The organism is [Flexibacter] sp. ATCC 35208 (assembly GCF_001975825.1).
GTDB lineage: Bacteria > Bacteroidota > Bacteroidia > Chitinophagales > Chitinophagaceae > Chitinophaga.
This window is the reverse complement of sequence record NZ_MTKN01000017.1, coordinates 85,345-110,424: the sequence shown is the minus strand read 5'-3', so window position 1 is coordinate 110,424 and position 25,080 is coordinate 85,345. Positions and strand designations below refer to the sequence as shown.

Genomic DNA, 25,080 nt, shown 5'->3' with positions numbered 1-25,080 from the left:
TATTAGTTTATCTTGAAATTGATATTGCTCATATCTCTTACTTTACCATCCGGACCCTTTACACGAACGTTGTCGAAGTAAACCTGGTCACCTGGTTTCAGGCTACGGATAGCACCCATTACAGAGCTAGGGAAGTAAGCGGAATTTGCCTCACCTTCAACATAATCGCCGGAACGAGGTTGGATACCGATACGGTAACTAACTACATCGTATTTTACACCGTCGAATACGAAGTCTTCCAGATCAGCACGCAGACCGCCCTGTACTTTGAACTCAGCAGCTTTCATAGAAGGGCCTTTGCTCAGACCTACTTTCAGCACTGGATCAGGGATGTATTTGATACGAAACTCTTTGGAACCTAAAGTTTTTTGTTTACCATCGATATTAGCACTTACAGAGATAACTGCTTTACCTGGGGAGCTTACAACTACGGCATATTCACCAGTAGCTTTCTTCGTCATAGAACCCGCAGAGATGCTAGCGCTAACTGCTTCACCTGGTACTCCACCTGCAGATACTGAGATTGGGTTTGATAAACCAATGTACAGTACGTTCATTTTATCAGCAGAGATAGAAGTAGTAGAAGCTCCTACGCTATAAGGCTCATTGAAAGGCAGGGTCTCAGCAGTGCCATCTGGTTTCTTGATCGTTACAGTACCAGAGATAGTTTTTTCACCGATACCGGAAACTGGCATAGTATAAGTACCCAAACCGTCTACCGCAGTAATGTTTTGACCATTCACCACGATGTCTGGATTCACAGTGCTGCTGTAAGCACCAACTGCGATCTGAGCTGTCAGCGTTTGACCTTCCATCAGATTCTTGGAATTCAGGGAAACCAGTGGTCTGATCTTGTCGAAACGAATGATGTTTTTGCTAATCTGGGCCAACAGATCATCGATGATCAGTGACTCAGAGTTTTTAACGTCGTTCTGGAACTTACTCAAAATGGTAACAGCTGCGATAGTTGGCACCATTTCAAAGTGATAGCTGGTCCAGTCCTTCTTTTTTGGTCCGTGGCCGCCGTGAGACTCACCTACAACTATTTTCAGTGGTAAGGATTTGGCAAAAGCGGCAGTATCCTTAGGATCAACATAAGTCAGCAGCTGCGCACGCAGTTCTTTCAGACGTTTTTCCAGTTCAGGTCCTTGTTTGCGATTTTCCATGACGCGTGTTGGAGCGTCCAGGTCAGATTTAGATTTGATGTCACCATATTCGTCCAGTCCACCTGATTCTCTGATGATCGTGTTCTTTAACGTATCGAGATATACATACATTGCCTCAGACAGTTTTTTTACTTCTTCAGCTTTTGTTTTCAGAGGACCTACTTTACCTGGATCAGATTTCATCTGATCTTCGAAAGTGAGGTAGGTGTTTTCATTCTTGTCGGTAATCGACTTATTCGATGTAATAATTGAGTTGTTTACTATATTAAATGCGTTCAATATCTCAGCAGAAACGTTCAATGCAAGCATGGCCGTCAAGACCAAGTACATGATATTGATCATCTTCTGCCTGGGATCTTTAGGTAGTGCCATAGTTTGTTTTCAGATTAAATGATTGTCTGTTGTTAATTCCAAAACTATAAGCGTACCTTATCTACCTGCACCATGCATAGCGCTGAGCATGTTACCGTAAACGGTGTTCAGATTGCTCAGATTTTTAGCGAGCTGGGAGATTTGATCCTGAGTTTTACGCGCGTCATCTACGCTGCTGGTCATAGCTGAAGAAACTTTGAGCAGATTTCCGTAGAAATTGTTCATTGCTTTCAGGTGATTGTTAGTGTCCTGGAGTTCCAGTTCATAGATAGCATTCAGAGAAGCCAGATTCTTGGTCATACCCTGCATTTGCTCATGGAAGTTTCTGGTAGACTCAGAAGCACTGTTGAAAGAAGCAACAGCCGATGCTGCTGTAGTGTAAGCGTGAGCAACGTTTGTAATTGCGCTGGCAGCTTCCCTTGTTTTCTGGGTGTAGTCGCCTGTAGCCGCAACGACGTCGCTAATGTCCCTCATCTTATCGACGGTGGTACCTAATTTCTGGAAGTTCTCGCTCAGGCGTTGTAATGATACAGGAGTGATGTCAGCTTCTTCCAGCATCTTGTCCAGGCCAGCCAGAGCAGGGCTACCACCGGCAACAACAGAAACGTGAGTTTCGCCGCCGTGATCTCCGCCACCACTATCTGGTACGAATGCATATACAAAGAAGATTAATGCCTCAGTGCTCAAACCAACGATCAGGGCGATATCCGCGCCTGGCCAGTGTTGCAGTTTGAACAACGCTCCGATAATTACTACTGATGCCGCGATACAAACAAAGAAATTAAGCCATTTCGATGTAGTAGGATTCATAGCCATAGGTCAAAATTTACTGGTTAAAGTGTTAAAGGTTAAATTGTTGTTATGGAATAGTTGTTGCTCATCGATGATTTGCGGTTTCACTATGTACATCATACGGTTTCTCATGTTGAACATATTTTAAGTTGTTTAACATACACTACATGCCTGTCCCAAAGGCAACCGGAATAAATCCCGGTACAGCTTCGATCTGTGCCTGTGTCCTGCCCATCTATCCGTAATGCTGATTATACTATTGAATACTTGCCAGATTAATGGTGACCAAAATCATTTTTAGAACGGCTCAGGAATGCAATCGTACAACGGAAACCAATGTAAGATTTAGCACTATCCTGATACTCGTAAGAGCGGGTACCTGTTTGAAGGAAATATCCGATGTCTTTCCAGCTACCGCCTCTTACAGCTTTACGCTTCATTTTTGGTGGCGCATCATCCGTTACGTCCATACGGAGGTATGGGTTCATGTCAGATGTGAAGGAGTAGGCATTCTCATAGAAGATATCCTGTGTCCATTCCGCTACGTTACCAGACATGTTGTACAGTCCGTAGTCGTTAGGCCAATAAGCGTCTGCTCTTACAGTGTAGAAACCACCATCTTCAGGATAGTTACCACGACCTGGTTTAAAGTTCGCCAGCAGACAGCCCTTCTTGTTGCGGATATAATAACCACCCCATGGATAAGGAGATTGCTCTCTACCACCACGTGCAGCATATTCCCACTGTGCCTCGGAAGGTAACTGGAATTTATCTTCAGTAAACAGATTCTTAGAGATACGATAGTCTTCCCAGAACTTACTACGCCATTCAGCGAATGCGTTTGCCTGGTGCCAGGTCACGCCTACTACCGGATAATTATCAAATGCCGGGTGCCAGAAGTACATTCTCGTCATAGGCTCATTGTAAGCATAAGAGAAGTCTCTGATCCAACACAGGGTGTCAGGATATACAGCTACATCTTTCTTTACAATGAACTTAGAACGTGGCTTGTTTGCGTTCTCACGCAGCTTTGCCTGCTCCCAGTTGAAAGTTTCTATATGATACACCAGTTTATGTACGTCGAATTCCTTACGACCGTACAGGCGATCCTCCGGAGCATATGTCATTTGCTCCAGCTTATCAATGGTGCCTTTATCTTTGTAATTGATCTTCTGCTTCCAGTCGATCACATCCTGTCCACCATCACTCTTTACATGGCTAAGCAGAATGTGCGCGATAGAGTCTGTCACCCATTGTACGAACTGACGATACTCGTTATTTGTAATTTCCGTAGCATCCATATAGAAGCCGGAAATGGAAATAGACTTGTTACGAGCAGTGTACGCATAGTTCAGATCCTCATCGCTGGGGCCCATATGAAAGGTACCTGACGGTACATACACCATTCCATAGGGTACAGGAGGGAAATACTTCGGTCTGGGACTAACTCCAATCAGCTGTCCTTGTGCATTTTTGGGGGTTTTACTACCACCGCAGCTGGCTAGCAGGCTAACCAGCAATACTGCTAACAGACCACTTGAAAAATTAAGCTTCATAAGGGTAGCTTTCATTGAAAATCATTTATTTCGATACAGCGACGCAGTTCCATTGGCCGAAATGAGACTGCTTGCCGTCGCTAAGTTCTGAAACATGGCCGAAGTCTTCCCGGAATCTCCCGGTTAGACCGATAAGCCAACCAGCCATTCACATTTTTTGAATTTTAAATGACTCTAAAGCTGCTGATTTATAGACAACTCCAGATATAACTGGTTGCTCGCTTGTTGGTTTCTTTAATATCTTGCCCGATCAGGTCGTGTTCTCAGAATCAGCACCTTTTGCCCATCACTCACCCGTTTGAATCTTAAGTAAGATAACAAATGTAACGATTAATTTTAATCCGTAGTTAGTTTTTAGCCAACTTTTTCATTCGCTCATAGGACCGATGACAATTAAATTAAACGTATTTTTTAACATTTTATTATATCTGACGAAAAATCCTTTTTACCGTTTCCTTTTTACAGAGATATGGTCATGCAAGATACATAAATATTATTTCAAATTAATAATTTCGTCTATATAATTCACAGGTTTAATGCAATGATAATCTTCGCAAACATAGATCAGCGTCTCATCCGCCCGCTCCCTGTGTGACAGTAAGGGTTTTTCAGGATCATCATGCGTTGCTCCCAACAGTACCTTAAACGGAATATAACGCTTATTAGTATCCTCCATTCTCAACTTATAATCCGGCCCTACAATCGCAATTTCTTTCACGCCTTGTACCCTTTGCAACAGCAGTCCAGACCATACCCCCAATGACGTAGGATACCTCACCGTAGTTTGTGCCTGACCCGCCTGCATTTTTAAGGATCTTTCCGCCCATTCTTTTTGGTCGAATACAATACTCAGGTACCATAAGTTGGCTGCCATTACTGCATTGCCACTTGGCGTAGCTCCGTCGTATACTTCCTTCTTTCTGACAATCACATCAGATTGACTCTCAACAGTATAAAAGCAATATACACCGGTTTCGTCAGAAAAATGCTGCAAGACAAAACTTGTTAGGGAAAAAGCCTTGTCCAGCCACGTTTTGTCTCCGGTTACCTCCTGCAGGGCAATCAACGCCCTGATCAACCAGGCATAGTCATCCAGAAATGCCGGATATTTTGCCTGTCCATTTTTATAGGTATGATAAAAGGAGTCCTCTCCATCCTTCCGGAAATGTGTCCAGCAAAAATCTATCGCCTTCAGAGCCATGTCCCTGTAACTTTCTTCTCCTGTTGCAGCAAAGGCTTTACAGCAGGCATGTATCATCAGGGCATTCCAGCCTAATAGGAGCTTATCGTCCAATCCCGGCCTTATACGTTGGCTTCTTACCTCCATCAATTTGGCAAGGCCAATGGCCAGCTGTTCGCTCAGCGCTGTCTCATCCACCTGATTTTCAGCAGCAAAGGCCGACAGCGACTGTTTAATCCATAGTATGTTGGTCTCTTCCCAGTTTCCCTCTTCACTGATATCGTAAAAGCGACAAAATGCGTCTGCATCTAATCCTAATATTTCATCTATCTCTGCCTTGCTCCAGGTATAAAACTTACCTTCCACCCCTTCCGAATCTGCATCCAGCGCGGCGTAAAAAGCACCACCCGCATCCGTCATTTCCCGCTGTACAAAAGTCAGTGTTTCTGCTATTGTAATGGAATACAACGGATTGCCTGTTACCTGGTAAGCTTCACTCATCACATCTACCAGCAATGCATTGTCATAAAGCATCTTCTCAAAGTGCGGCGCCAACCATTTGGCATCGGTGCTATAGCGGGCAAAACCGCCACCGGCCTGGTCATAGATACCGCCCTGTATCATTTTGTCCAGCGACAGCAGCGCCTGATCCAGGGCCGCCTGTTCTCCGAAACTATGATAGTAGCGCAGCAGGTACTGAATGATAAAAGTGCCGGGGAACTTTGGAGCATTTCCAAATCCTCCCCATTCCTTATCAGCCTGTTGCATTATGTTGTTGAAAATAATATCACATTGGTTGCGAGTGAATTGTTCTTCTTTGGGAAGCAGGTTGATTGTGCTACCAAACTTGCTGGCCTGTACCAGGTGATCACGCATGTTAATAGCCTGTGTCTCAATGTCTTCCCTTCTGTTTTTGAACGCATCAGACAGGGCCAGCAGCAGTTCCTGCCAGGAGGGGCGGTTGTAAGCTTTCATGGGAGGGAAGTAGGTACCTCCATAGAATGGCAGTCGCTCCGGGGTCAGGAACATATTCAGGGGCCAGCCGCCAGATCCGGTCATAGCCTGCAGGGCGTCCATATAAATATGGTCCAGGTCTGGTCGTTCCTCTCTATCTATCTTGATATTAATGAAGTGTTCGTTCATGATCCGCGCAGTGGCTTCGTCCTCGAAGCTTTCGCGTTCCATGACATGGCACCAGTGACAAGCGGCATAGCCAATGCTAACTAATATTGGTTTGTCTTCTGCTATTGCCCTTTGTAAAGCCTCATCGCCCCAGGGGTACCACTCTACAGGATTGTGCGCATGCTGTAGGAGATACGGGCTCGTCTCGTTAGATAGTTTGTTCACGGTTATGGTCTTCCAGTAATTCCTTTTTCCAAAAATAAGAAGGGACAGCGATTGCTGTCCCTTAAGGTATATTAATTTCCTGTTTTTTTTACAGATTATTTTTCTATTTACCCTGATTAACAGGTAGAAAGCTGTTATTCTCAGTTAATTCTACCTGAAATTAGGAAGATTTATTTCTTGTTGGTAGTAGCCAGGTATTGTTCCAGGGCAGCTACCATAGAAGGAGCTTGTGGCGCAGGTGCTTTTACATCCAATCTGAGACCGGCCTCTTCTACCGCAGCAGAAGTAGTAGGACCGAAGGCCCCTATATGAGTGCCATTCTGCTCAAACTTCGGCATATTTTCAAATAGCGACTTCACTCCGTACGGGCTAAAGAACACAATCATGTCGTAATCTTTGCCAGACAATACTTCCTTTACATCGTTCGAAACGGTTTTGTAAAGGGTAGCAGTTGCGTATTCACATTTGTTGGCTTTAAGCCACTCTTCAATGTCTTTCCGCTGGCTGTCAGAACTAGGGAAAAGGAATTTCTCGTTATCGCGATGCTTATTCATCACTTCCAGCAGACTTTTGGTAGAACCATCAGCCCCATAGAATACCTTACGCTTGCGGTAAAGGATGAATTTTTGGAGATACAACGCAATTGCTTCTGTAATGCAGAAATACTTGCAATCCTGCGATACTTTGATTTTCATTTCTTCGCAAATGCGGAAGAAATGGTCTACAGCATTACGGCTCGTAAATATCACGGCTGTAAAAAGCTGTATGTCAATCTTCTGTTTCCTGAAATCTTTCGCGGACAGTCCCTCCACCCTTATAAACGGATAAAAATCCAACTTCACATTGAATTTTTTCGCTAGTTCAAAGTATGGTGATTTTTCTGTTTCAGGCTTAGGTTGGGAAATTAGAATTGACTGAATCTGTTTCGCTTGCAAATCTTTTTTTGGCCCGCCTTTAATCATACGTTTTTTTGCTCTTGTGTTAACAATAGGAGATCAATGACCGCCAGTTAACCAGACCAGCAGCACCTTTGTAATTATTAATACCGGCGCTACTTCGAATGCGCAAAGGTAAAGAAAAAAATGTAATCTGCTGAAAGATAAGTATTGCTTTACCACTGAATAGGACCTGATATACCTGTATGCGACCAATATTACTATAAAAAAAACGGATATGTACAGGAAGGCTTTTGCCAGTTCAGGCCTGCAAAAGGCCAGAATAACGAGGAATGGCACTAGCAGAATTCCCAATACTTTGTTGATCAGATACAAAATAAAAATATATGCATCTGCCAGCTCCACACTACCGAATAACCAGCCACAAAAACGCAACATCACATATTTTATACTATAGACCAGGGCAACCAAAACGATCAATGCCGGTATCACCATCCATGCATTACTGCCGGGTATATAGTTTTGGCGATACATGAGCAGATATAAGTACATGGCCAGGCTAATCACAAAAAATATATTCAGCAGCAAGTTGGGGAAAGGGCTCTGTGACAACTGATCTTTCAGCTGACGCTGGCTCAGGGTTGGGTTCAGAAAGGCCCTGAACAGATCTGTGAAATACTTCAGGTAGCTCAACCGGATTATTCCCAGTAATAAAACGACTCCTCCCATTACATATACCAGCCAGTCAAGGTCTCTGTATGCACGGACTGGATTGAGGTCCAGCCTGTGGGGCTTGTTCAGTTTCAGAAATATATTGCTGGCGGTCAATGTCTTTAGATACTTCTCATAAATCGTTTCCTGATGCAAAGGTACGGCCGGTACCTGCGGAATCGTATCAGTACGCAGGGTGTCAGTGCCGGCTATCACAGGGGTAGCAGACGCTGCCGGTTTTACACCCACACTATCTTTTTTTATTACAGGCACCTTCTTCTTCACCGGCTTCACGATTCCTGTATCCTTACGGACAAGGCTCTCTGTTGCCACAGGAGTCGTAGGCCTGACTGCCGCACTGTCTTGAGCAGCCATCCGTAAACAGGGTAATATGAACAGGAACAATAACCAGCTTCGCACCTCAAATATTTTTTTATGCTGAAATATGATTGCTGGCAAAGATATAAAATAAGTCCATCGTCTATAGGTGCTCTGCATCTTTTCTGTATGATCCGGGCTGTATCCCTTTGCGCTGTTTGAAATAATGTGATAAATGACTGGCATCCGTAAAGCCGAACTCGAAGGCAATCTGCTTCATCGTTACTGTACCCGAAGCTATCCGGTTTTCTATTAGCTTAATCCGGTAGTCGTTGACATAATCCCGGTAACTGACATCGAAGTTTCGCTTGAAATAAGCACTGAAATAATTAGGGCTTATGTTGAAGTGGCTGGCGATATGCCTGATCTTAGTTAATGAGGGGTCGTAGATATGCTGATGAATATATGAGATCATTTCCTCTTTGTCGGGCTGTCCCTGGTCGATTCTCACATTCATACGAATCATCGCCTCTCTGATCAGCCCGAAAACCGACAATACCTGGAAGTACATCAACGGTGAGTTCGATATATCCTTCTCCTGTTTCCAATAAATGAGCAGGTTATCGATCGTATTACGCAGCACCACTTTCCCAGCCTCATCCATTACCGGCTTCATTTCCTTGAGAAGGGTAAGGCGCATGATCTTTTCAGGAGAAGCAGACAGGGAAAGATAACTTCGTCCACTGAAATAACTGTCTGTAAATTTTATAAAAATAAACCGGCTCCGCTGGCCGATTTCAAAATAATGCTCATCCTCAGGAGAGATCAAAAACAGGTCTCCCACCTCATATGGAATTCTGTTATTGTTATGCTGGTGGATGCCATCACCCTTATATACATAAATCATTTCGTAATAAGTATGGCTATGCACCGGCAAATGGTAGACGTCTGTATCCATTTCGTCTATTTCAAGTGGCTCAAACTGTCTCCGCTTCATCTATTAAATTTACAATAATATATCCTACATATACCATTTTCGCCAAAGAATACTACAGGAACTTTGCAGATGAATACACCTGAGTGTAATGCTCTTTTAGCCTGTACTACTTACACTCCTATTGTTAATTAAATAATTAAATATGCAAGCAGCACAAAATGCTGGTGTTTCGTTGTCGAGAGTCCGTTCGACCATAGCGGAATTCGTTGCTTTTACCTTTATTGGATACTTTACCATTGGTCTTGCACTGGCGGTATTACCATTCTTTATTTATCACGACCTGGGTTTTAGTACAATGACTGCAGGTGTAGTGATCAGTCTTCAATACATTACGACTTTCCTTTTCAGAGGGTATGCTGGTAGCATCGTTGACAAACAAGGACCTAAACCCGCTGTGATAATGGGGATGATTGGTTTTGGCGTGAGCGGAGCGCTCCTGGTTGTCGCTTATTTCTTAAAAGGTATTCCTGCGCTGAGTCTTTCTTTGCTCATTGTGACCCGCCTTACGACTGGTTTTGCTGAAGGGATGATTGGCGCGAGTCCTATTAACTGGGCCATCCTCGCTGTAGGAGATGAACATACCAGCAAGGCGATCTCTTATAATGGTATTGGTAGCTATGGCGCATTGGCCATCGGCGCTCCTTTTGGTGCTATACTCCACCACAATTTTGGAATGAGCACTATGGCTGGTCTGATTATGATATGTGGTATCGTGGGATATTATTATGCCAGGGGTAAAACACCTTTGAAATCTACATCTACCGCCCCAAGACAACCTTTCATGGATGTATTCAAAACGGTGACACCGTTTGGTGTGTGCCTGGCGCTGGGAGGTTTAGGTTTTGGTACCATTTCTACTTTCATCACTTTGTATTATTCTCAACTGGGATGGCAGGGTGCTGTAATGTGCCTGTCTACCTTCAGTATCAGCTTTATACTGGGTCGTCTGTTCTTCGAAGATTACATCAACCGATATGGTGGTATGAAGACGGCGATCTTTTGTCTGCTCACAGAAGCCATTGGTTTGGCCATTCTCTGGCAGGCATATAGCCCGCATATCGCACTGGTAGGCGCTTGTATTGCCGGGTTTGGTTTTTCGCTGGTATTCCCTGCACTGGGAGTAGAGGCGGTGAAACTGGTGCCTGCATCCAACAAAGGGGCGGCTTTGGGTGGCTATGGCTTATTTATTGACCTTTCTCTGGGCATTACCGGCCCACTGGTAGGCCTTGTGGAGAGCACTTTTGGCATGGGACATATCTTTATGTTCAGCATGGTGATGGTGTTCACCGGGTTTATCATTGCCGTGCTCATAAATTACTGGCAGCATAAAGGCGAAATTCCTGTGCGCTAAAATCGCGGATAAATACCCACCTTTGCAGAATGGCGGGTATTTATTTGCATATTCCTTTTTGCAAGCAGGCTTGTTACTATTGCAATTTTCATTTCTCTACTTCATTGGCGCAGGAGCCAGCAGTAGTAACAGCCTTATTAAAGGAAATTGAGTTACAAACAGCATATCTGTCTGGCGAACCTATTAATACAATCTACTTTGGAGGCGGTACGCCAAGTTTGTTACCTGAAAAAGACCTGCTCCGCTTATTAGAAGCAATTCATAAAAACTTTACTGTCAATACTGGTGCCGAAGTGACGCTGGAAGCCAATCCGGATGATCTGACTCCTGAAAAGCTGCATATGCTGCAAAATGCGGGCGTCAACAGACTGAGTATTGGTATTCAGTCCTTTCACGAGGAAGACCTGAAATGGATGCATCGCGCACACAATGCTAAGCAGGCAAAAGAGTGTATTCTCCACGCGCAGGATGCAGGATTTGAGAACATGACAATTGACCTGATTTACGGCGGCCCAACCCTGACTGATGCAGGGTGGGAGTACAATGTACAGCAGGCAGTGGATTTGAAAGTTCCTCATCTTTCCTGTTATGCACTGACGGTGGAAGCAGGTACCGCATTAGATCATTTTATCAAAAAGAAGAAGATACCTGCCATAGATGCAGATAAAGCAGCCAGACATTTTGAGCAATTATTGAAATGGACAGAAGATGGTGGATATGAGCAATACGAGATTTCAAACTTTGCCTTAAAAGGATGGCATTCACGGCACAATAGCAGCTATTGGCAAGGGGCGCCCTATCTGGGTTTAGGTCCTTCAGCTCATAGTTTTGACACAAAGTCAAGACAATGGAATGTGGCTAATAATGCATTGTATATAAAAAGTCTGGAACACGGGAAATTGAACTTTGAAAAAGAGGAATTGACACCCGTAATGATGTTGAATGAATACTTAATGACATCGTTAAGAACTTCAGCAGGATGTGATCTAACCACCATTGCCGACAGATTCGGAAATGACAAAAAAGAAAAAATTCAAAAAGAGGTTGCTAAGTATTTGTATAAAGGCTGGATGCGTCAGGAAGGAGAGAAGCTAATGCTAACACCAGCAGGCCGGCTATTTGCAGATGGTATCGCCTCCGAATTATTCTTCTAAAAAAAACGCCCCCCAGGGCTGGGGGGCGGGAAAATATTTATTTAACTCCAAATTTGTAAATACACTCAGAAGTATAAGTAGCACCTGGTTTCAACACCACGCTTGGAAACGCCGGCTGATTCGGAGAATCAGGAAAATGCTGTGTTTCCAGACAGAAAGCTCCACGATGTACATATGTCTTATCATCCTTACCCTTATCGGTACCATCTAAGAAGTTACCACCATAGAACTGTACACCTGGCTCAGTTGTCCATACTTCTAAAGTACGGCCACTGGTAGGATCTTCTACCTTCGCTGCCAGAGACAACTCATTACCTTTCTTGTTAAGTACATAGTTATGATCATAACCACGACCAAATTTCAGCTGCTCAAAGTCTGCATCTACTCTCTCTCCAATCTTGGTCGGAGTTGTGAAATCCATTGGCGTACCTTTTACTGCTTCTAATTTACCAGTAGGAATCAGCGTGCTATCTACAGGAGTAAACTTATCTGCATTGATGGTCAGGATCAGATCATTGATATCACCATTACCAGCACCATGCAGGTTAAAGAAAGAGTGGTTAGTTAAGTTAACAACAGTTGCTTTATCTGTAGTAGCTGAATAATCGATTTTCAGTTCATTACTGTCAGTCAGCGTGTAAGTGAGGGTGATATCCAGGTTACCAGGATAACCTTCTTCACCATCTTTTGATACGTAGTGGAGTTTCAGTGAGTTAGGGGCAGTTTGCTCAGCATCCCAAACCACATCGTTGAAACCTTTTTTACCACCATGCAGGTGATTTTGGTTATTGTTGGTTGCCAGTGTATATTCTTTGCCATCCAGTTTGAACTTTCCCTTTGCAATACGATTACCGTAGCGGCCTACGATACCACCATAGTATCTTTCTTTGGTGCTAACATAGCGGGAGATGTTGTCATACCCCAGTTCTACATCTTCCAGCTTGCCCGATTTATCAGGCGCCAGCAGACTTACGATTTTACCGCCATAGTTTGTAATGGCAACCTGCACATTACCTTTACTTTTCAGGTAATACAATTTTGTCTGTTTACCGTCTACCGTGCTGTCGAAACGTGCAGCAGGTATCTTCCCTTCGATTGAAAGGCTGTCTTTAGTGGTCTGCATACTGTCTACTGAATTATTATTGGATTTTGTACCAGACTGGCAGGCGCTTAAGCTAACAGCGGCTGCCACCGTGAGTAGTGGAATAATGTTTTTCATGCATTGGAAGTTATAAGGGTACAATATACGCTTTTCTGTCTAAAAGCAAAGAGGGCCCGACATAATGATGTCGGGCCCTTTAACTATTTTTCAAGGTAGTAATTACCAACCCAGCAAATAAGAGAATATCAGCGGTGCTACGATCGTAGCATCAGATTCCACGATAAATTTCGGTGTATTGATATCCAGTTTACCCCATGTGATCTTCTCATTAGGTACTGCACCTGAATAAGAACCATAAGAGGTAGTAGAATCAGAAATCTGGCAGAAGTAACCCCAGAAAGGAACATCATGCCATTCCAGATCCTGGTACATCATTGGTACCACACAGATTGGGAAGTCACCAGCGATACCACCACCAATCTGGAAGAAACCTACACCTTTACCACCGGAGTTGTGTTTATACCAGTCAGCCAGCCAGATCATGTATTCAATACCGCTCTTCATAGTAGAAGGCTTCAGTTCACCCTTAATGCAGTAAGAAGCGAAGATATTACCCATGGTGCTATCTTCCCATCCTGGTACTACGATAGGAATATTCTTTTCAGCAGCAGCAAGCATCCAGCTATTCTTTGGATCGATCTCGTAGTGTTCTTTCATCACACCACTCAGCAGCAGCTTGTACATATATTCGTGCGGGAAGTAACGTTCACCTTTATCTTCCGCATCTTTCCAGATCTTGTGGATATGTTCCTGTATGCGGCGGAAAGCTTCTTCTTCAGGGATACAGGTGTCAGTTACACGGTTGAAACCATCCTGCAGCAGGTCCCACTCTTCCTGAGGGCTCAGGTCACGGTAATGAGGAACTCTCTTATAGTGCGTGTGCGCTACGAGGTTCATGATATCCTCTTCCAGATTCGCGCCGGTGCAGGAGATGATGTCCACTTTCCCCTGACGGATCATTTCCGCGAAGGAGATACCCAACTCGGCAGTACTCATCGCACCCGCCAGAGATACCAGCATTTTGCCCCCTTCCAGTAAGTGAGCTTCATATCCTTTAGCAGCATCCACCAGTGCAGCCGCATTGAAGTGGCGATAGTGGTGCTGGATAAATTGAGAAATTGGACCTTTGTTCATTTCCGTTGTTGAATAAGTTTAAATCTTGAAACAGAGGGGCAAAGGTAAGGATTTTGAAAAGATTTCAATTCAGGCGCAACAGGGGAGCAGGTTATCATTTTGCTAATGACTATAAAAATTTTGCTAGTGCCTGTAAAAACAAAAACCGGGGTAATAAATACCCCGGTTTCCAAAAATTAACAATAGTCTTCTTTAACTTAAAAGCAGGTTATGCTTTTTTCAGGCGCTGGTGTACGCTCAGGTCGCCGTTAGCACTTGCTTTGATCACCTTCCAGGTATTGTTACCTTCCAGTGTTACATAATACGCTGTATTACCATCACTCTGGAACTCTACTACCCAACGGATAGCTTCGTTTGGATAACGCTGCGCCAGTTTTGAAGCAACAGACAGCGGGAGGTTGGCTGCGTCAACATAACGACGCGTAGCCAGCAGATGACCTTCTCCATCAAAATAAGCCGTTACGTTACGCTCATTCAGCATGAACTTAGCCATAAAGGTCTTGTTGTCATCACTGTACCATTTGATGGCGGATGCTCCGGTAAACTCCTTATTCAGAGCGGTTTTCAATGTACTGGATGCTTCCAGCTCATTGGCGCCGGTACCTGCAAAAGAGTAGATCGAGGTAAATAAAGCAATTGCTACCAGGAGCAACAGCTTTTTGAAATGGCCAAAAGGCCTTACACCCACAGGTGCAATGTGGTTACTGATTTTTGAACTGAATTGTTTCATGGCGGAAACTTTATTTTGTTTGATGAGTCAAAGGTACATGGTTCCTGGCTGGTAGGTCAAGGCTTTTGTTACAAATGGAGAGTCACTGGATAAGATGTGCGCAATCTCCTGTAATGTTGGGGCGATATTCCTTTACCGGACACGATATACAAGCGTTACCATAGAAGAGTTGCACTGGAAGAAGGAAAGTTGCAGGCGTCACCGTTAAGCTTTTGTTAAACTGGACAAGGAAAATAAAATCTATCTTCGCTATATGAATTTTCTCGCTCATGCATATTTATCATATCACCAGCCTTCCATCACTATCGGTAATATGATTGCCGACTTTGTGAAAGGAAAGCACTGGCAGGATTATGATACAGGTCTACAGCAGGGCATTCGGTTGCATAGGCTTATAGATTCTTTCACGGATACACATCCTGTCACACTGGAAGCGAAGAGATTCTTTCAACCCGGCTGTGGCAAGTACAGCGCCGTATTCATCGACATTGTCTACGATCATTTCCTGGCCAACGATACAACCCGGTTCCCCGGCAATACACTGGCCGCCTTTGCACAGGAAGTATATACTACACTAAAGGAACGATATTACCTGTTACCCATTGGTTTTCAGGAAGTATTCAGGTATATGAGTGAACAAAACTGGCTGTTGGGTTACCAACACAAGGATGGTATTTACAAAACTTTCAGCGGCATTGTCAGAAGAAGCCGTTACCTGGAAGTAACTGCCGACGTACCTTTTGCAGCACTGGAAGCAAACTATGATGCACTCGCTGCCAGCTACCAGACCTTTTTTCCGGACCTTGTCACCTTTGTGCAAAATGTACCGCCAGCACCTACATCTGTATAACTTTAATCGTAGGTTTGCGCAACTATATTTTTTGAACAATTAAGAGCTATTAATGAAGCAAGTATTCATCGCCACACTGATTACCCTGTTTGGTTGGAGTGCTGTGTTTGCACAGGACAAAAAACTGCCGCCACTGGATTCCAGCCCTATGGACATGGCGTATTATCCCGTAATGTATCCTTATGTTGTGAGAGTAAAAGGAGAACCAGGCGCCCTCGTGGCCCGCGTGATCTACAGCCGGCCACAGAAGAAGGGAAGAAAGATCTTTGGCGATCTGGAACCATACGGTGAACTCTATCGCCTGGGTGCGAACGAAGCTACTGAAGTGGAATTCTACCGCCCGGTTTCAATCGGTGGCAAACTGGTGCCAAAAGGTCGCTACACCATGTATGCCATTCCCAACGAAACAAAATGGACCATCATCATCAACAGAGATAGTGACATCTGGGGAGCATTCAAATACAGCGAAGCAAAAGATGTAGTAAGGATCGATGTACCAGTGACCAAAATGGATACCCCGGTAGAACCTTTTACCATGGTATTTGAGAAAGCTGATTACGGTGCTAACCTGATTATAGCATGGGATGTAGTGAGTGTAAGCCTGCCTGTGAAGTTTAGCAATGCTGCTCCTGTAAAAAAATAAAAGGCGGTAAGAATACCGCCCACGAATTTTAACCATATCCTATGAAAAACCTGAACCGAAATTAGACGGAAATACTGCGGGAATACTACGGTATCCGCTTAACGTATAAATTTAGTTCGTGAACGTAGCGAATTCATCCGTGTAAATGATTCAGATGGCTGTTTTTGATTATATGGCTTTTTGGTATACGTAGTTCTACGCATTTTGCCGTTTGTGGGATGTACTGAGGATCGTTACCTTTGGTCCTTTCCTAATAAACTACAAAATCTTACAGGCATGAAGCTGGGAACTAAACTCATTCACGCGGGAGTAACGCCGGATCCGTCTACCGGCGCCATTATGACCCCCATATTTCAGACCTCCACTTATGTTCAAAGCGCCCCCGGCCAACACAAAGGATATGAGTATGCCCGTACCCAGAACCCAACCCGTGACGCCCTGCAAAATGCACTGGCAGCCATAGAAAATGGGAAATTCGGTATCTCCTTCGGTAGTGGCCTGGCCGCTACTGATGCAGTCATGAAACTCCTGAACCCCGGTGATGAAGTCATTGCCAGCAATGATCTTTATGGTGGCACTTACCGCATCTTCACAAAAATATTTGAGCGCTATGGCATCAAATTCCATTTCATAGGTATGCAGGATGCGCAGAACATCCGTAATTATGTCAATGCCAATACAAAGCTGATCTGGATAGAAACACCTACCAATCCGCTGCTCAACATCATTGACATTGCCACCTGTGCACAAATTGCCGGCGAACATAAAATACTGCTGGCGGTAGATAATACCTTCGCCTCTCCATACCTCCAGAATCCACTGGATCTGGGTGCGAACATCGTTGTACACTCTGCGACCAAATACCTGGGGGGCCACAGCGATGTGGTGCATGGCGCCATCATCGTGAAAGATGAAGACCTGGCCAAACAGCTATATTTCATTCAAAACAGTTGCGGAGCAGTACCTGGTCCACAGGATTGTTTCCTCGTGCTGCGTGGGTTGAAAACCCTGCATGTACGTATGCAAAGGCATTGTGAGAACGGGGCTGCGGTGGCACACTTCCTGCGCCAGCACTCCAAAGTAGCCAAGGTATACTGGTGCGGTTTTGAAGACCATCCAAATCATGCTATTGCTAAAAAGCAGATGCGTGGTTATGGTGGCATGATCTCATTTACGCTAAAAGATGATAGTATAGAAGCTGCGACAAAAGTATTGAGCGGTACCCACCTGTTCTCCCTGGCGGAATCACTGGGTGGCGTGGAGTCCCTGATAGGGCATCCTGCGTCTATGACGCATGCCTCTATTCCCCGTGAAGAGCGTATCAGCAATGGTTTAGTTGATTCGCTGATTCGATTGAGTGTAGGTATTGAAGATGCGGACGACCTGATCGCAGACCTTTCAAAAGCTATTGGATAATTGAAATCGCTTCTGCCTCAGGCAGGAGCGATTGTTTTTTGGGGACATTTGTTTTCACAATTTTACTTATTTTCAATGCGTCATGCTGCAATCTTATGCGAGCCAACAGACAAACCTAACCGAATAACCACCATGAAATTCCAGCAACTGAAGGCGTTTTTGGATACCAAAGCGGCATATTACAATACTCCGGATTTTATAGCCGGAGATCCTATTACGATACCGCACAGGTTTTCCAAACTACAGGATATCGAGATCGCAGGACTTTTTGCAGCCATACTTGCCTGGGGTAACCGAACCACCATTATCAATAAATGCACTGAACTGATGAAGTTGATGGATAACGAACCCTACGACTTCATCAAAAACCACCAACCCAGAGAACGTATAAAGCTCATGCAGTTTTGCCACCGGACATTCAACGGGATAGACCTGCTCTATTTCGTCGAGTTCCTGCAGCACTACTATAGCAACGTCACTTCCCTGGAATTTGCCTTTAGCGGCCACATAACCACTAAAGACGAAACCGTTGAAAATGCCCTCATAGGGTTTCATAAGATATTCTTCGCCATTGAGCACCCGGAAAGGACCCGGAAACATATTTCCACCCCTGCCAGGAACTCCGCCTGTAAGCGCCTGAACATGTATTTGCGCTGGATGGTCAGAAAAGATGAAAATGGCGTGGATTTTGGACTATGGAAACACATCCGCCCTTCACAACTGGTATGTCCTGTAGATGTGCATGTAGGAAGAGTCGCTACCAGGCTGGGATTAATCTCATCAGCCAAGTCAGACTGGCGTACTGCACTGGAACTGACAGAAAAGCTAAGGCAGCTGGATCTGGAAGACCCTGCCAAGTACGACTTTGCGTTGTTTGGCCTCGGCGTAATAGAAAAATATGTTTAAAATATATAGCGTAATGATGAAGCGATTTTTTGTGTCAATGGCTCTGGGCGCTACCATAGCCATGCCGGCATTTGCACAACAACAGGATGATAAAAGAGATTATGTAGATCTGAGCTACAATTTTCTCAAAGGCCAACAGTTCGAGCTGAAACAGGAAAGCCGCAGCGAAACCTATACGACAGTAGATGATGTCATGCAACGCGTAACACGCGATTTCAATAATACCATTGCTATCGAGGTGACCGAAACTTCAGACGGACATGCTACCCTGACTTTCAAATACAAAGAGCTGAAGTTCAATTTCAATGCACGCAATCAGAACATCCTGGTGGATGCTGCCGTGCCTAATGAAAAAGAACCTTTCCAGGCTGCCCTGAAAAGTATTATCGATCAGCCATTCTCTGTCGATATATCGTCCTCAGGATACATCAATAAAGTAATGGGACTGGACGATCTGCTGGACAAAGCATCGGCTACCTTCACGAACCTGAAACCAGATGAGCAGACTGCTTATAAAAAGCTAATGAAAGACCAGTTTGGTGGCAATGCATTCCGTACCTGGTTAGAACAACTGCTGGTGATCTATCCGTTGCGTAGTATCAAAACAGGTACCCGCTGGGAAGAGAACGTACCTATCCGTACCGGATTGGTAGGCGATATTTCCCTCTACTGGAACCTGCAAACATGGGATAGCCAGACGGCAAAGATCAATGGTACAGGTAAGGTCAACACAAATAAAGTAGAGACTTTTACAACCGATGATGGTATCGAAGCTACTGCTGAAATCAATGGCGATATCATGACGAATTATCTCATAGACCGCACATCAGGATTCCCTAGTATTGCTTCGCAGAATACAGAGATGAATGGTACGTATACTTACAAAGCGAATAAAGCGAAGAAGATTAAAAGTGATGTGAAAGTACCGGTGAAGATTGTGACGAATGCGTCTTATAAAATTAAAAGAATGAAATAACTAAATAAAGAAATTAAAGCAATTAGCAGAACCATTTTGCTGAAGCAAAATGGTTCTGCTAATTGCAAAAAAATTGCTGCTGCCAATGGCAGCAGCAATTTTTTTAAAGAATAAGATGAATAAATTAATACGGATACAATGCAGCTTTTACCAGAAACAACATTACAACTTGCCGAAGATACTTCCCTCACAATTCCTGATCACATTACCTACGAACAGTTAAAAACATTACTCGCTGCAAAGCTTGAAGCCATGATCAATCAAGACTTTCAGCAGTTCTTGCTATTGCTGTATAAAATCGATGTGGCAGAAAATAAAATAAGACAGGTACTGGCTGATGATACAACCGGAGAGGTCTATCATAAAATTGCGGCCTTGCTCATAGAGCGTCAGCAGCAAAAAATTATCTCCCGCAAAACCTTTACCAGACCCGCCAGCGATGACGATGAAGAAGAAAGATGGTAACCTATTTATCAAACATCAGTTCACGCACTTTCGCTTTATCTTCTTTCTCTTTCTCTAATTCAAATGATGTTTTGAATACCCAGTCCCACAAAGAAGAACTCACACCAAATCCTTTCTCTTCTGCCTTATAGTGATGCAGATGATGATTGCGCCACAATGGTTTCATAAATTTAAACGGTGGATTCCATGCATGAATCGCATAGTGCATGCTGCCATAAATCAGGTAGCCTAACATAAATCCCGGAAAGAACATATAAGTATACTGTCTCAGGAAAATATACTGCACACCAAATATCACAGATGCCAGTATCAGACTGGGCACAGGTGGCATAAACAACCGTTGCTTGTCGCGTGGATATTCATGGTGATTACCATGCATCACATAGATAAACCGTCTTACTTTGGGATTCTCACTACTGAAGTGAAACAAGTAGCGGTGCATGATGTATTCAAAAAATGTCCAGAATAACATTGCACCAAAAAAGATCGTTAATACATTAGTGATGTTAAATCCTAATGAGGTGTTACTATAATAAAGGCTATACCCGATAATTGGGATGTACATGCCCCAAATCACCAATGGATGTGTTTTGGTGAGCATTTCTAAATATCTGCTCTCAAAAAGCCTCGCCTGTCCTTTGTTCTTAATCTTATCAAACTTCATGACTCCCTTTAGATTTATTTGCAAAATTAAAAGCCTTAAAACCCTTTATTCTTCTCGTTATATCATTTGCCAAAAATTCATATCCGCTAATATTATGCCGATATTGCCTCCCCTTTTCTGTATGTATTTATGAATTACATCAGGGTCCTTTTTCTTCCTTATTCATATTGATAAATTATCTCACCTGTATTTAAAAAAAGGGATACCTTGTATATCCATTCTCAGTCCCTGCGGGTATTATTAAAGATTCTCACATATGATATTGATCGTTCCTTTTTTATCCTTAAAGAAGAAAAACTTAACATCCCTATCACAATAAATTGCCGTGTCATAATGTGGATTTGCTACCTCAGCAGGGTAGTCTGATAAATATGTATACAGCAAAAGATCATCAATTGTTGAGAGATTGTCCTTTCTCAATTTCGATATTCTCACTGAAATCACCTATCAATCCACTGCGGGCAGATGACCCATTAAAATGTATAAGCTATATTTACAAATCATACAACCAGAACGTTAATTTTATGAAACTTGTTACTTACCTCCGGGAAGAGAGCGACCAACTGGCAATATTAGTAGACAACCAGCTCTACAATACCCAGGACCTTCACCCAAATCTCCCCAGCAGTATGCAAATGTTCCTACTCATGTGGGAAGATGTGATCGACATTGCAAAGGAAGCCGACGCACAATTAAAAGCAGGCAAACACGTAGGCATCGCTAGTCCCATTCCACTGGAAAAAGTTACACTGATGGCCCCTGTGCCATTCCCCAATTCCTGCCGTGATGGTTACGCATTCCGTCAGCACGTTGCTTCTGCACGCCGCAACCGCAGGGTAGAGATGATCGCAGAATTCGATCAGTTCCCGGTTTTTTACTTTACCAACCACAATGCTATTCAGGGACCCGGTAATGTATATTGCATGCCTGATCACTTCGAAAAACTGGACTTTGAACTGGAAGCTGCTATCGTAATCTGTAAAGCAGGCCGCAACGTTCCTGCTGAAGAAGCAGATGAATACATCGGCGGTTACATGATCATGAATGATATGAGCGCCCGTACCCTGCAAATGGATGAAATGAAACTGAACATGGGCCCCTGCAAAGGCAAGGATTTCAGCACCGTGATCGGTCCTATGCTGGTGACACCCGACGAACTGCAACACCTGCTCACAGAACCTAAACCCGGTCATACCGGCAATGCTTATAACCTGAAAATGACCTGTCACGTAAATGGTGTGCAGGTAAGCGAAGGCAATATGGCAGATATGGACTGGACCTTTGCCGAAATCGTACAGCGCTGCTCTTATGGTGCGAATATCATGCCCGGTGATGTAATTGGTAGTGGTACCGTAGGTACCGGCTGCTTCCTGGAACTGAATGGCACCGGCAAACTCAATAATCCTGATTATCCTGAACAATGGCTACAGGCCGGCGATGTGGTAGAACTGGAAATTGAGGGGCTGGGAAAACTGACCAATACCATCGTTGCAGAAGAATCAGATTTTTCGATCCTCAAACTAAAGAAATAAATGCAGATCATTCCGGGGCAGGTAACCACCGCCGTACTGCAAGGTTATTTACAGGGCGCCATCGCTCCCAGACCTATCTGTTTTGCAAGCACTGTCGATAAAGAAGGAAGACCTAATTTATCGCCATTTAGCTTCTTCAATATCTTCGGAACTAATCCTGCTACGTTGATTTTTTCACCTTCGCGCAGGGTCAGGGACAATACGACCAAACACACACTGGAGAACCTTTACGAGGTAAAGGAAGTCGTGATCAATATGGTGAATTATGCCATGGTGCAGCAGACTTCTTTGGCCAGTTGTGAATACCCGAAAGAGATCAGTGAATTTGAGAAAGCGGGGTTTACAGCAATTGCTGCTGAAAAAGTACGGCCTTTCAGAGTAAAGGAAAGCCCGGTGCAGATTGAGTGTATTGTTAGGCAGATTATTGAAACCGGTACTGAAGGAGGTGCGGGTAACCTGGTGATTTGTGAACCTGTCATGATCCATATTAGTGATGAAGTGCTGAATGAGAAAGGAGGGATTGATCCGCACAAACTGGACCTGGTAGCGAGAATGGGAGGGGACTATTATTGCAGGGCTTCCGGCGATGCGGTATTTGAAGTGGCAAAGCCGAATACATTATTAGGGATCGGGATTGATGCCCTGCCCTTGCATATCCGGAATAGCAGCATTCTGACCGGTAATCATTTGGGACAATTAGCAAATGTGCATGAACACCCGGTGATAGATCCGGCATTTGAGGATGAGCACCTGAAGAATATTTTCCAGTATTATAGTATTACACCTGATGAGATGGAGCGGGAGCTGCATGCGTACGCCCAACGGCTATTAGACAAAGGGAAAGTAGCAGAAGCGTGGCAGATACTACTTGCTGTATAAATCAAAAGGGTTGCAGTCTCCGGCCGCAACCCTTTTGACACCAGGAGATCAGGTTTGCCAGAGCAAACCCGATCTCCTGGTAATAATTATTTCGCTACACTTCCAAACACCTTCTGCAACAGCGCACTCGTTCTCGCCGTTGAATTATTCCTGATATTCTTCTCTTCAATTTTAATCTGATCAAACAGTGCATTCACTGCCATTCCTGTCACATAATCCTGCAAATCCGGATTTGCCTTTTTGAATGTAGTCGGCAGCTTATTGTAGGAATTAATGATGTCAGCATAATACTTAGTAGCGTTAGTGCTATCCAGCGCACCTTTTACTACTGGCGCAAATGCAGCTTTCAGGTCAGTAGTGGTTTTACCCTTGAAATATACTGTAGCAGAACTATCCGTTCCTTTCAGAATGTTTAGCGCATCAGCAATAGACATTCCCTTGATAGCAGATACAAAAATTGGCGCTGCAGAACCTACTGCTTTTTCAGCTGCACGGTTGATAGACAGAATTGCCTGATCTACCTGTGCACCCAGACCAACACTTCTCAATGTATTCCCAATCTTAACGGCATCAGGAGGTAATAACAGTTTGTATACCTCACTGCCAAAGAAGCCATCTGTTTTGTTCAACACTCCGATACCTGAAGTCACACCTTTAGAAAGTGCTTCTTTGATGGCACTACCTGCATCACTCTCAGAAATCCCGGTAGTACTACCTGATGCACTGCTGGCTGCACTACTTACTGCCTTACTCAAATTCTTCAGTATCTGCGCCTGAGATACCGTCCCTAAAGAAATACCTGCCAAAAACAGAAGACATAGTTTCTTGTACATATTGATTGAAGTTGTGGTTTACATGCAAATTAGTAACAATATTTAATCTACCAATTCAATTAATGATGAAGGGTAGCTCATCGCACAGCAGCCCCGGATCGCAATGCGATCCGGGGCTGCTACAGGCTATAAATGTAACGTATTTTCCTATTCGTGTATTGCCAGCAAAGGGATATGACTGTGAAAAGCCAGCTGAGTAGTCCGGCTCCTTCTGAACATGCCTTCAAAAAGCCCATGTTTCCGTGGGATAATAAAGATCAGATCGGCGCCTTCCTTTTCTGAAAAATCCATGATCCCATTCACCACATTCTCATTGTCTACAAAATGGTAAATTGGGTTATACCCTTCCAGCAGGGTATCCAGCAGTAAACTCTCCATAGGTGTTTCACCTGCCAGCCCTTTCCCGGAATGATCGATGTTTAACACATGCAGTTCTGCATTAAAGGTACTGAGCAAACTCTTCAGGGTTCCAATGGGCGTATTTTCCCCCATATGTTTAAAATCACACGCGAATACGATCTTCCGAATAGGGTGGTACACGGCATCTCCTGGTACAATAATCACCGGACAAGCGGTATGCCTGGCCACATCTACCGAATTGGAACCAATGAGAATCTCTTCGAAATGACTGCCCCCTTCCGTACCCATTATAATTAGATCGGCTTGCTGATCAATGCAAAATCCATCAATATTTGCTGCCAGCAGGTGATTTTCTGCCCGCAAATCCAGTATTACATTAGCAGGAATTTCGGTTGCCAGCTCCCTTTGCATCTTTTCCAGCCCTTCTTCACTGGCCGCCTTCAGGTCCGCAGGATCTACCATCGGAATAGCCGAAGGCATATCCGGCACCGGCACTACCAGCTCATATGCATGGTACAAAACAACCCGGGAAGCCCCCATCTGGCTTGCCAGTCCCAACGCATAGCGGGCGGCATTATATGCTGCTGCTGAAAAGTCCGTAGGAACAATAATAGTTTTCATCTCATTACTGTTTTTAGTGTGGAATATGTAGAACCTATGGAATAAAGAGAAAAATTAATGCCAAAGGGG

General features: G+C 44.1%; 23 protein-coding genes. 10 read left to right on the top strand and 13 right to left on the bottom strand.

The annotated features are described in order from the left end of the window. Positions 1-2 precede the first annotated feature (2 nt). The 7 genes from gldM to BW716_RS12940 all read right to left on the bottom strand — a co-directional run bounded on the left by gldM (position 3) and on the right by BW716_RS12940 (position 9,335). Positions 3-1,538 carry a gliding motility protein GldM gene (gene gldM, locus BW716_RS12970; RefSeq protein WP_083722985.1) on the bottom strand — a complete coding sequence of 512 codons (1,536 nt, stop codon included), beginning with the start codon at positions 1,536-1,538 and terminating at the stop codon, positions 3-5. A 57-nt stretch (positions 1,539-1,595) separates the two neighbouring features. Continuing rightward, a complete protein-coding gene (gene gldL, locus BW716_RS12965; protein ID WP_083722984.1) occupies positions 1,596-2,354 on the bottom strand; it encodes a gliding motility protein GldL in 759 nt (252 codons plus the stop codon). A 251-nt stretch (positions 2,355-2,605) separates the two neighbouring features. Then, positions 2,606-3,901: an SUMF1/EgtB/PvdO family nonheme iron enzyme gene (locus tag BW716_RS12960; RefSeq protein WP_235643675.1), complete on the bottom strand. Its 1,296-nt coding sequence runs from the start codon at positions 3,899-3,901 to the stop codon at positions 2,606-2,608. A 478-nt stretch (positions 3,902-4,379) separates the two neighbouring features. Next, complete coding sequence (locus tag BW716_RS12955) at positions 4,380-6,413, bottom strand: thioredoxin domain-containing protein (RefSeq protein ID WP_083722983.1); 2,034 nt, start codon at positions 6,411-6,413, stop codon at positions 4,380-4,382. A 170-nt stretch (positions 6,414-6,583) separates the two neighbouring features. Next, positions 6,584-7,255, bottom strand: coding sequence for a uroporphyrinogen-III synthase (locus tag BW716_RS12950; protein ID WP_235643657.1), 672 nt, complete (start codon positions 7,253-7,255; stop codon positions 6,584-6,586). 153 nt (positions 7,256-7,408) lie between these two features. Then, entirely contained in the window at positions 7,409-8,395 is a 987-nt protein-coding gene (locus BW716_RS12945) for a DUF4271 domain-containing protein (protein WP_179091112.1), read from the bottom strand. A gap of 106 nt (positions 8,396-8,501) precedes the next feature. Then, positions 8,502-9,335 (bottom strand): AraC family transcriptional regulator, encoded by an 834-nt coding sequence (locus BW716_RS12940; protein WP_083722980.1) that lies wholly within the window; start codon positions 9,333-9,335, stop codon positions 8,502-8,504. Between the two features lie 142 nt (positions 9,336-9,477). On the opposite strand from BW716_RS12940, the gene BW716_RS12935 reads away from it, so the two are divergent. Both BW716_RS12935 and hemW read left to right on the top strand, forming a co-directional pair. Beyond that, positions 9,478-10,686 carry an MFS transporter gene (locus BW716_RS12935; protein WP_083722979.1) on the top strand — a complete coding sequence of 403 codons (1,209 nt, stop codon included), beginning with the start codon at positions 9,478-9,480 and terminating at the stop codon, positions 10,684-10,686. A gap of 29 nt (positions 10,687-10,715) precedes the next feature. Beyond that, positions 10,716-11,840: a radical SAM family heme chaperone HemW gene (gene hemW, locus BW716_RS12930; RefSeq protein WP_083722978.1), complete on the top strand. Its 1,125-nt coding sequence runs from the start codon at positions 10,716-10,718 to the stop codon at positions 11,838-11,840. Between the two features lie 37 nt (positions 11,841-11,877). On the opposite strand, the gene BW716_RS12925 is transcribed toward hemW, so the two are convergent. The 3 genes from BW716_RS12925 to BW716_RS12915 all read right to left on the bottom strand — a co-directional run bounded on the left by BW716_RS12925 (position 11,878) and on the right by BW716_RS12915 (position 14,866). Further along, positions 11,878-13,059: an aldose epimerase family protein gene (locus tag BW716_RS12925; RefSeq protein WP_083722977.1), complete on the bottom strand. Its 1,182-nt coding sequence runs from the start codon at positions 13,057-13,059 to the stop codon at positions 11,878-11,880. Between the two features lie 102 nt (positions 13,060-13,161). After that, on the bottom strand, positions 13,162-14,136 hold the full coding sequence (locus tag BW716_RS12920; protein WP_083722976.1) for a deoxyhypusine synthase family protein: 975 nt from the start codon (positions 14,134-14,136) through the stop codon (positions 13,162-13,164). Positions 14,137-14,344: 208 nt separating this feature from the next. After that, entirely contained in the window at positions 14,345-14,866 is a 522-nt protein-coding gene (locus tag BW716_RS12915; protein WP_083722975.1) for a hypothetical protein, read from the bottom strand. A 253-nt stretch (positions 14,867-15,119) separates the two neighbouring features. Here BW716_RS12915 and BW716_RS12910 point away from each other — a divergent pair, with 253 nt between their 5' ends. The 6 genes from BW716_RS12910 to BW716_RS12885 all read left to right on the top strand — a co-directional run bounded on the left by BW716_RS12910 (position 15,120) and on the right by BW716_RS12885 (position 20,122). Beyond that, entirely contained in the window at positions 15,120-15,716 is a 597-nt protein-coding gene (locus BW716_RS12910; RefSeq protein ID WP_083722974.1) for an ACP phosphodiesterase, read from the top strand. A gap of 52 nt (positions 15,717-15,768) precedes the next feature. Next, entirely contained in the window at positions 15,769-16,359 is a 591-nt protein-coding gene (locus BW716_RS12905) for a DUF2911 domain-containing protein (protein WP_083722973.1), read from the top strand. Positions 16,360-16,635: 276 nt separating this feature from the next. Further along, entirely contained in the window at positions 16,636-17,775 is a 1,140-nt protein-coding gene (locus tag BW716_RS12900) for a cystathionine gamma-synthase (RefSeq protein WP_083722972.1), read from the top strand. A gap of 132 nt (positions 17,776-17,907) precedes the next feature. Next, on the top strand, positions 17,908-18,681 hold the full coding sequence (locus BW716_RS12895; RefSeq protein ID WP_083723013.1) for a TIGR02757 family protein: 774 nt from the start codon (positions 17,908-17,910) through the stop codon (positions 18,679-18,681). Between the two features lie 13 nt (positions 18,682-18,694). Next, positions 18,695-19,657 carry a DUF6263 family protein gene (locus tag BW716_RS12890; protein ID WP_143708841.1) on the top strand — a complete coding sequence of 321 codons (963 nt, stop codon included), beginning with the start codon at positions 18,695-18,697 and terminating at the stop codon, positions 19,655-19,657. Positions 19,658-19,795: 138 nt separating this feature from the next. Continuing rightward, entirely contained in the window at positions 19,796-20,122 is a 327-nt protein-coding gene (locus BW716_RS12885) for a hypothetical protein (RefSeq protein WP_083722970.1), read from the top strand. Between the two features lies 1 nt (position 20,123). On the opposite strand, the gene BW716_RS12880 is transcribed toward BW716_RS12885, so the two are convergent. Further along, positions 20,124-20,786, bottom strand: a complete 663-nt coding sequence (locus tag BW716_RS12880; RefSeq protein ID WP_083722969.1) for a sterol desaturase family protein — start codon at positions 20,784-20,786, stop codon at positions 20,124-20,126. Between the two features lie 524 nt (positions 20,787-21,310). On the opposite strand from BW716_RS12880, the gene BW716_RS12875 reads away from it, so the two are divergent. Next, positions 21,311-22,318 (top strand): fumarylacetoacetate hydrolase family protein, encoded by a 1,008-nt coding sequence (locus BW716_RS12875; protein ID WP_083723012.1) that lies wholly within the window; start codon positions 21,311-21,313, stop codon positions 22,316-22,318. After that, on the top strand, positions 22,319-23,197 hold the full coding sequence (locus BW716_RS12870; RefSeq protein WP_083722968.1) for a flavin reductase family protein: 879 nt from the start codon (positions 22,319-22,321) through the stop codon (positions 23,195-23,197). It begins immediately after the preceding gene. An 86-nt stretch (positions 23,198-23,283) separates the two neighbouring features. On the opposite strand, the gene BW716_RS12865 is transcribed toward BW716_RS12870, so the two are convergent. Together BW716_RS12865 and BW716_RS12860 are read right to left on the bottom strand one after the other, a co-directional pair. Further along, on the bottom strand, positions 23,284-24,030 hold the full coding sequence (locus BW716_RS12865) for a DUF4197 domain-containing protein (RefSeq protein WP_083722967.1): 747 nt from the start codon (positions 24,028-24,030) through the stop codon (positions 23,284-23,286). A gap of 147 nt (positions 24,031-24,177) precedes the next feature. Next, positions 24,178-25,011, bottom strand: coding sequence for a universal stress protein (locus BW716_RS12860; RefSeq protein ID WP_083722966.1), 834 nt, complete (start codon positions 25,009-25,011; stop codon positions 24,178-24,180). Between the last annotated feature and the right edge of the window lie 69 nt (positions 25,012-25,080).

Excerpts from the sequence above, each read along its gene's own strand:
- BW716_RS12880 (WP_083722969.1), bottom strand. The coding sequence starts at position 20,786 with ATGAAGTTTGATAAGATTAAGAACAAAGGACAGGCGAGGCTTTTTGAG.
- BW716_RS12890 (WP_143708841.1), top strand. The coding sequence starts at position 18,695 with ATGATGAAGCGATTTTTTGTGTCAATGGCTCTGGGCGCTACCATAGCC.
- BW716_RS12895 (WP_083723013.1), top strand. The coding sequence starts at position 17,908 with ATGAAATTCCAGCAACTGAAGGCGTTTTTGGATACCAAAGCGGCATAT.
- hemW (WP_083722978.1), top strand. The coding sequence starts at position 10,716 with ATGGCGGGTATTTATTTGCATATTCCTTTTTGCAAGCAGGCTTGTTAC.
- gldM (WP_083722985.1), bottom strand. The coding sequence starts at position 1,538 with ATGGCACTACCTAAAGATCCCAGGCAGAAGATGATCAATATCATGTAC.
- BW716_RS12900 (WP_083722972.1), top strand. The coding sequence starts at position 16,636 with ATGAAGCTGGGAACTAAACTCATTCACGCGGGAGTAACGCCGGATCCG.
- gldL (WP_083722984.1), bottom strand. The coding sequence starts at position 2,354 with ATGGCTATGAATCCTACTACATCGAAATGGCTTAATTTCTTTGTTTGT.
- BW716_RS12925 (WP_083722977.1), bottom strand. The coding sequence starts at position 13,059 with ATGAAAAACATTATTCCACTACTCACGGTGGCAGCCGCTGTTAGCTTA.
- BW716_RS12870 (WP_083722968.1), top strand. The coding sequence starts at position 22,319 with ATGCAGATCATTCCGGGGCAGGTAACCACCGCCGTACTGCAAGGTTAT.
- BW716_RS12865 (WP_083722967.1), bottom strand. The coding sequence starts at position 24,030 with ATGTACAAGAAACTATGTCTTCTGTTTTTGGCAGGTATTTCTTTAGGG.
- BW716_RS12935 (WP_083722979.1), top strand. The coding sequence starts at position 9,478 with ATGCAAGCAGCACAAAATGCTGGTGTTTCGTTGTCGAGAGTCCGTTCG.
- BW716_RS12910 (WP_083722974.1), top strand. The coding sequence starts at position 15,120 with ATGAATTTTCTCGCTCATGCATATTTATCATATCACCAGCCTTCCATC.
- BW716_RS12905 (WP_083722973.1), top strand. The coding sequence starts at position 15,769 with ATGAAGCAAGTATTCATCGCCACACTGATTACCCTGTTTGGTTGGAGT.
- BW716_RS12945 (WP_179091112.1), bottom strand. The coding sequence starts at position 8,395 with ATGGCTGCTCAAGACAGTGCGGCAGTCAGGCCTACGACTCCTGTGGCA.
- BW716_RS12960 (WP_235643675.1), bottom strand. The coding sequence starts at position 3,901 with ATGAAAGCTACCCTTATGAAGCTTAATTTTTCAAGTGGTCTGTTAGCA.
- BW716_RS12860 (WP_083722966.1), bottom strand. The coding sequence starts at position 25,011 with ATGAAAACTATTATTGTTCCTACGGACTTTTCAGCAGCAGCATATAAT.
- BW716_RS12920 (WP_083722976.1), bottom strand. The coding sequence starts at position 14,136 with ATGAACAAAGGTCCAATTTCTCAATTTATCCAGCACCACTATCGCCAC.
- BW716_RS12940 (WP_083722980.1), bottom strand. The coding sequence starts at position 9,335 with ATGAAGCGGAGACAGTTTGAGCCACTTGAAATAGACGAAATGGATACA.
- BW716_RS12885 (WP_083722970.1), top strand. The coding sequence starts at position 19,796 with ATGCAGCTTTTACCAGAAACAACATTACAACTTGCCGAAGATACTTCC.
- BW716_RS12875 (WP_083723012.1), top strand. The coding sequence starts at position 21,311 with ATGAAACTTGTTACTTACCTCCGGGAAGAGAGCGACCAACTGGCAATA.
- BW716_RS12915 (WP_083722975.1), bottom strand. The coding sequence starts at position 14,866 with ATGAAACAATTCAGTTCAAAAATCAGTAACCACATTGCACCTGTGGGT.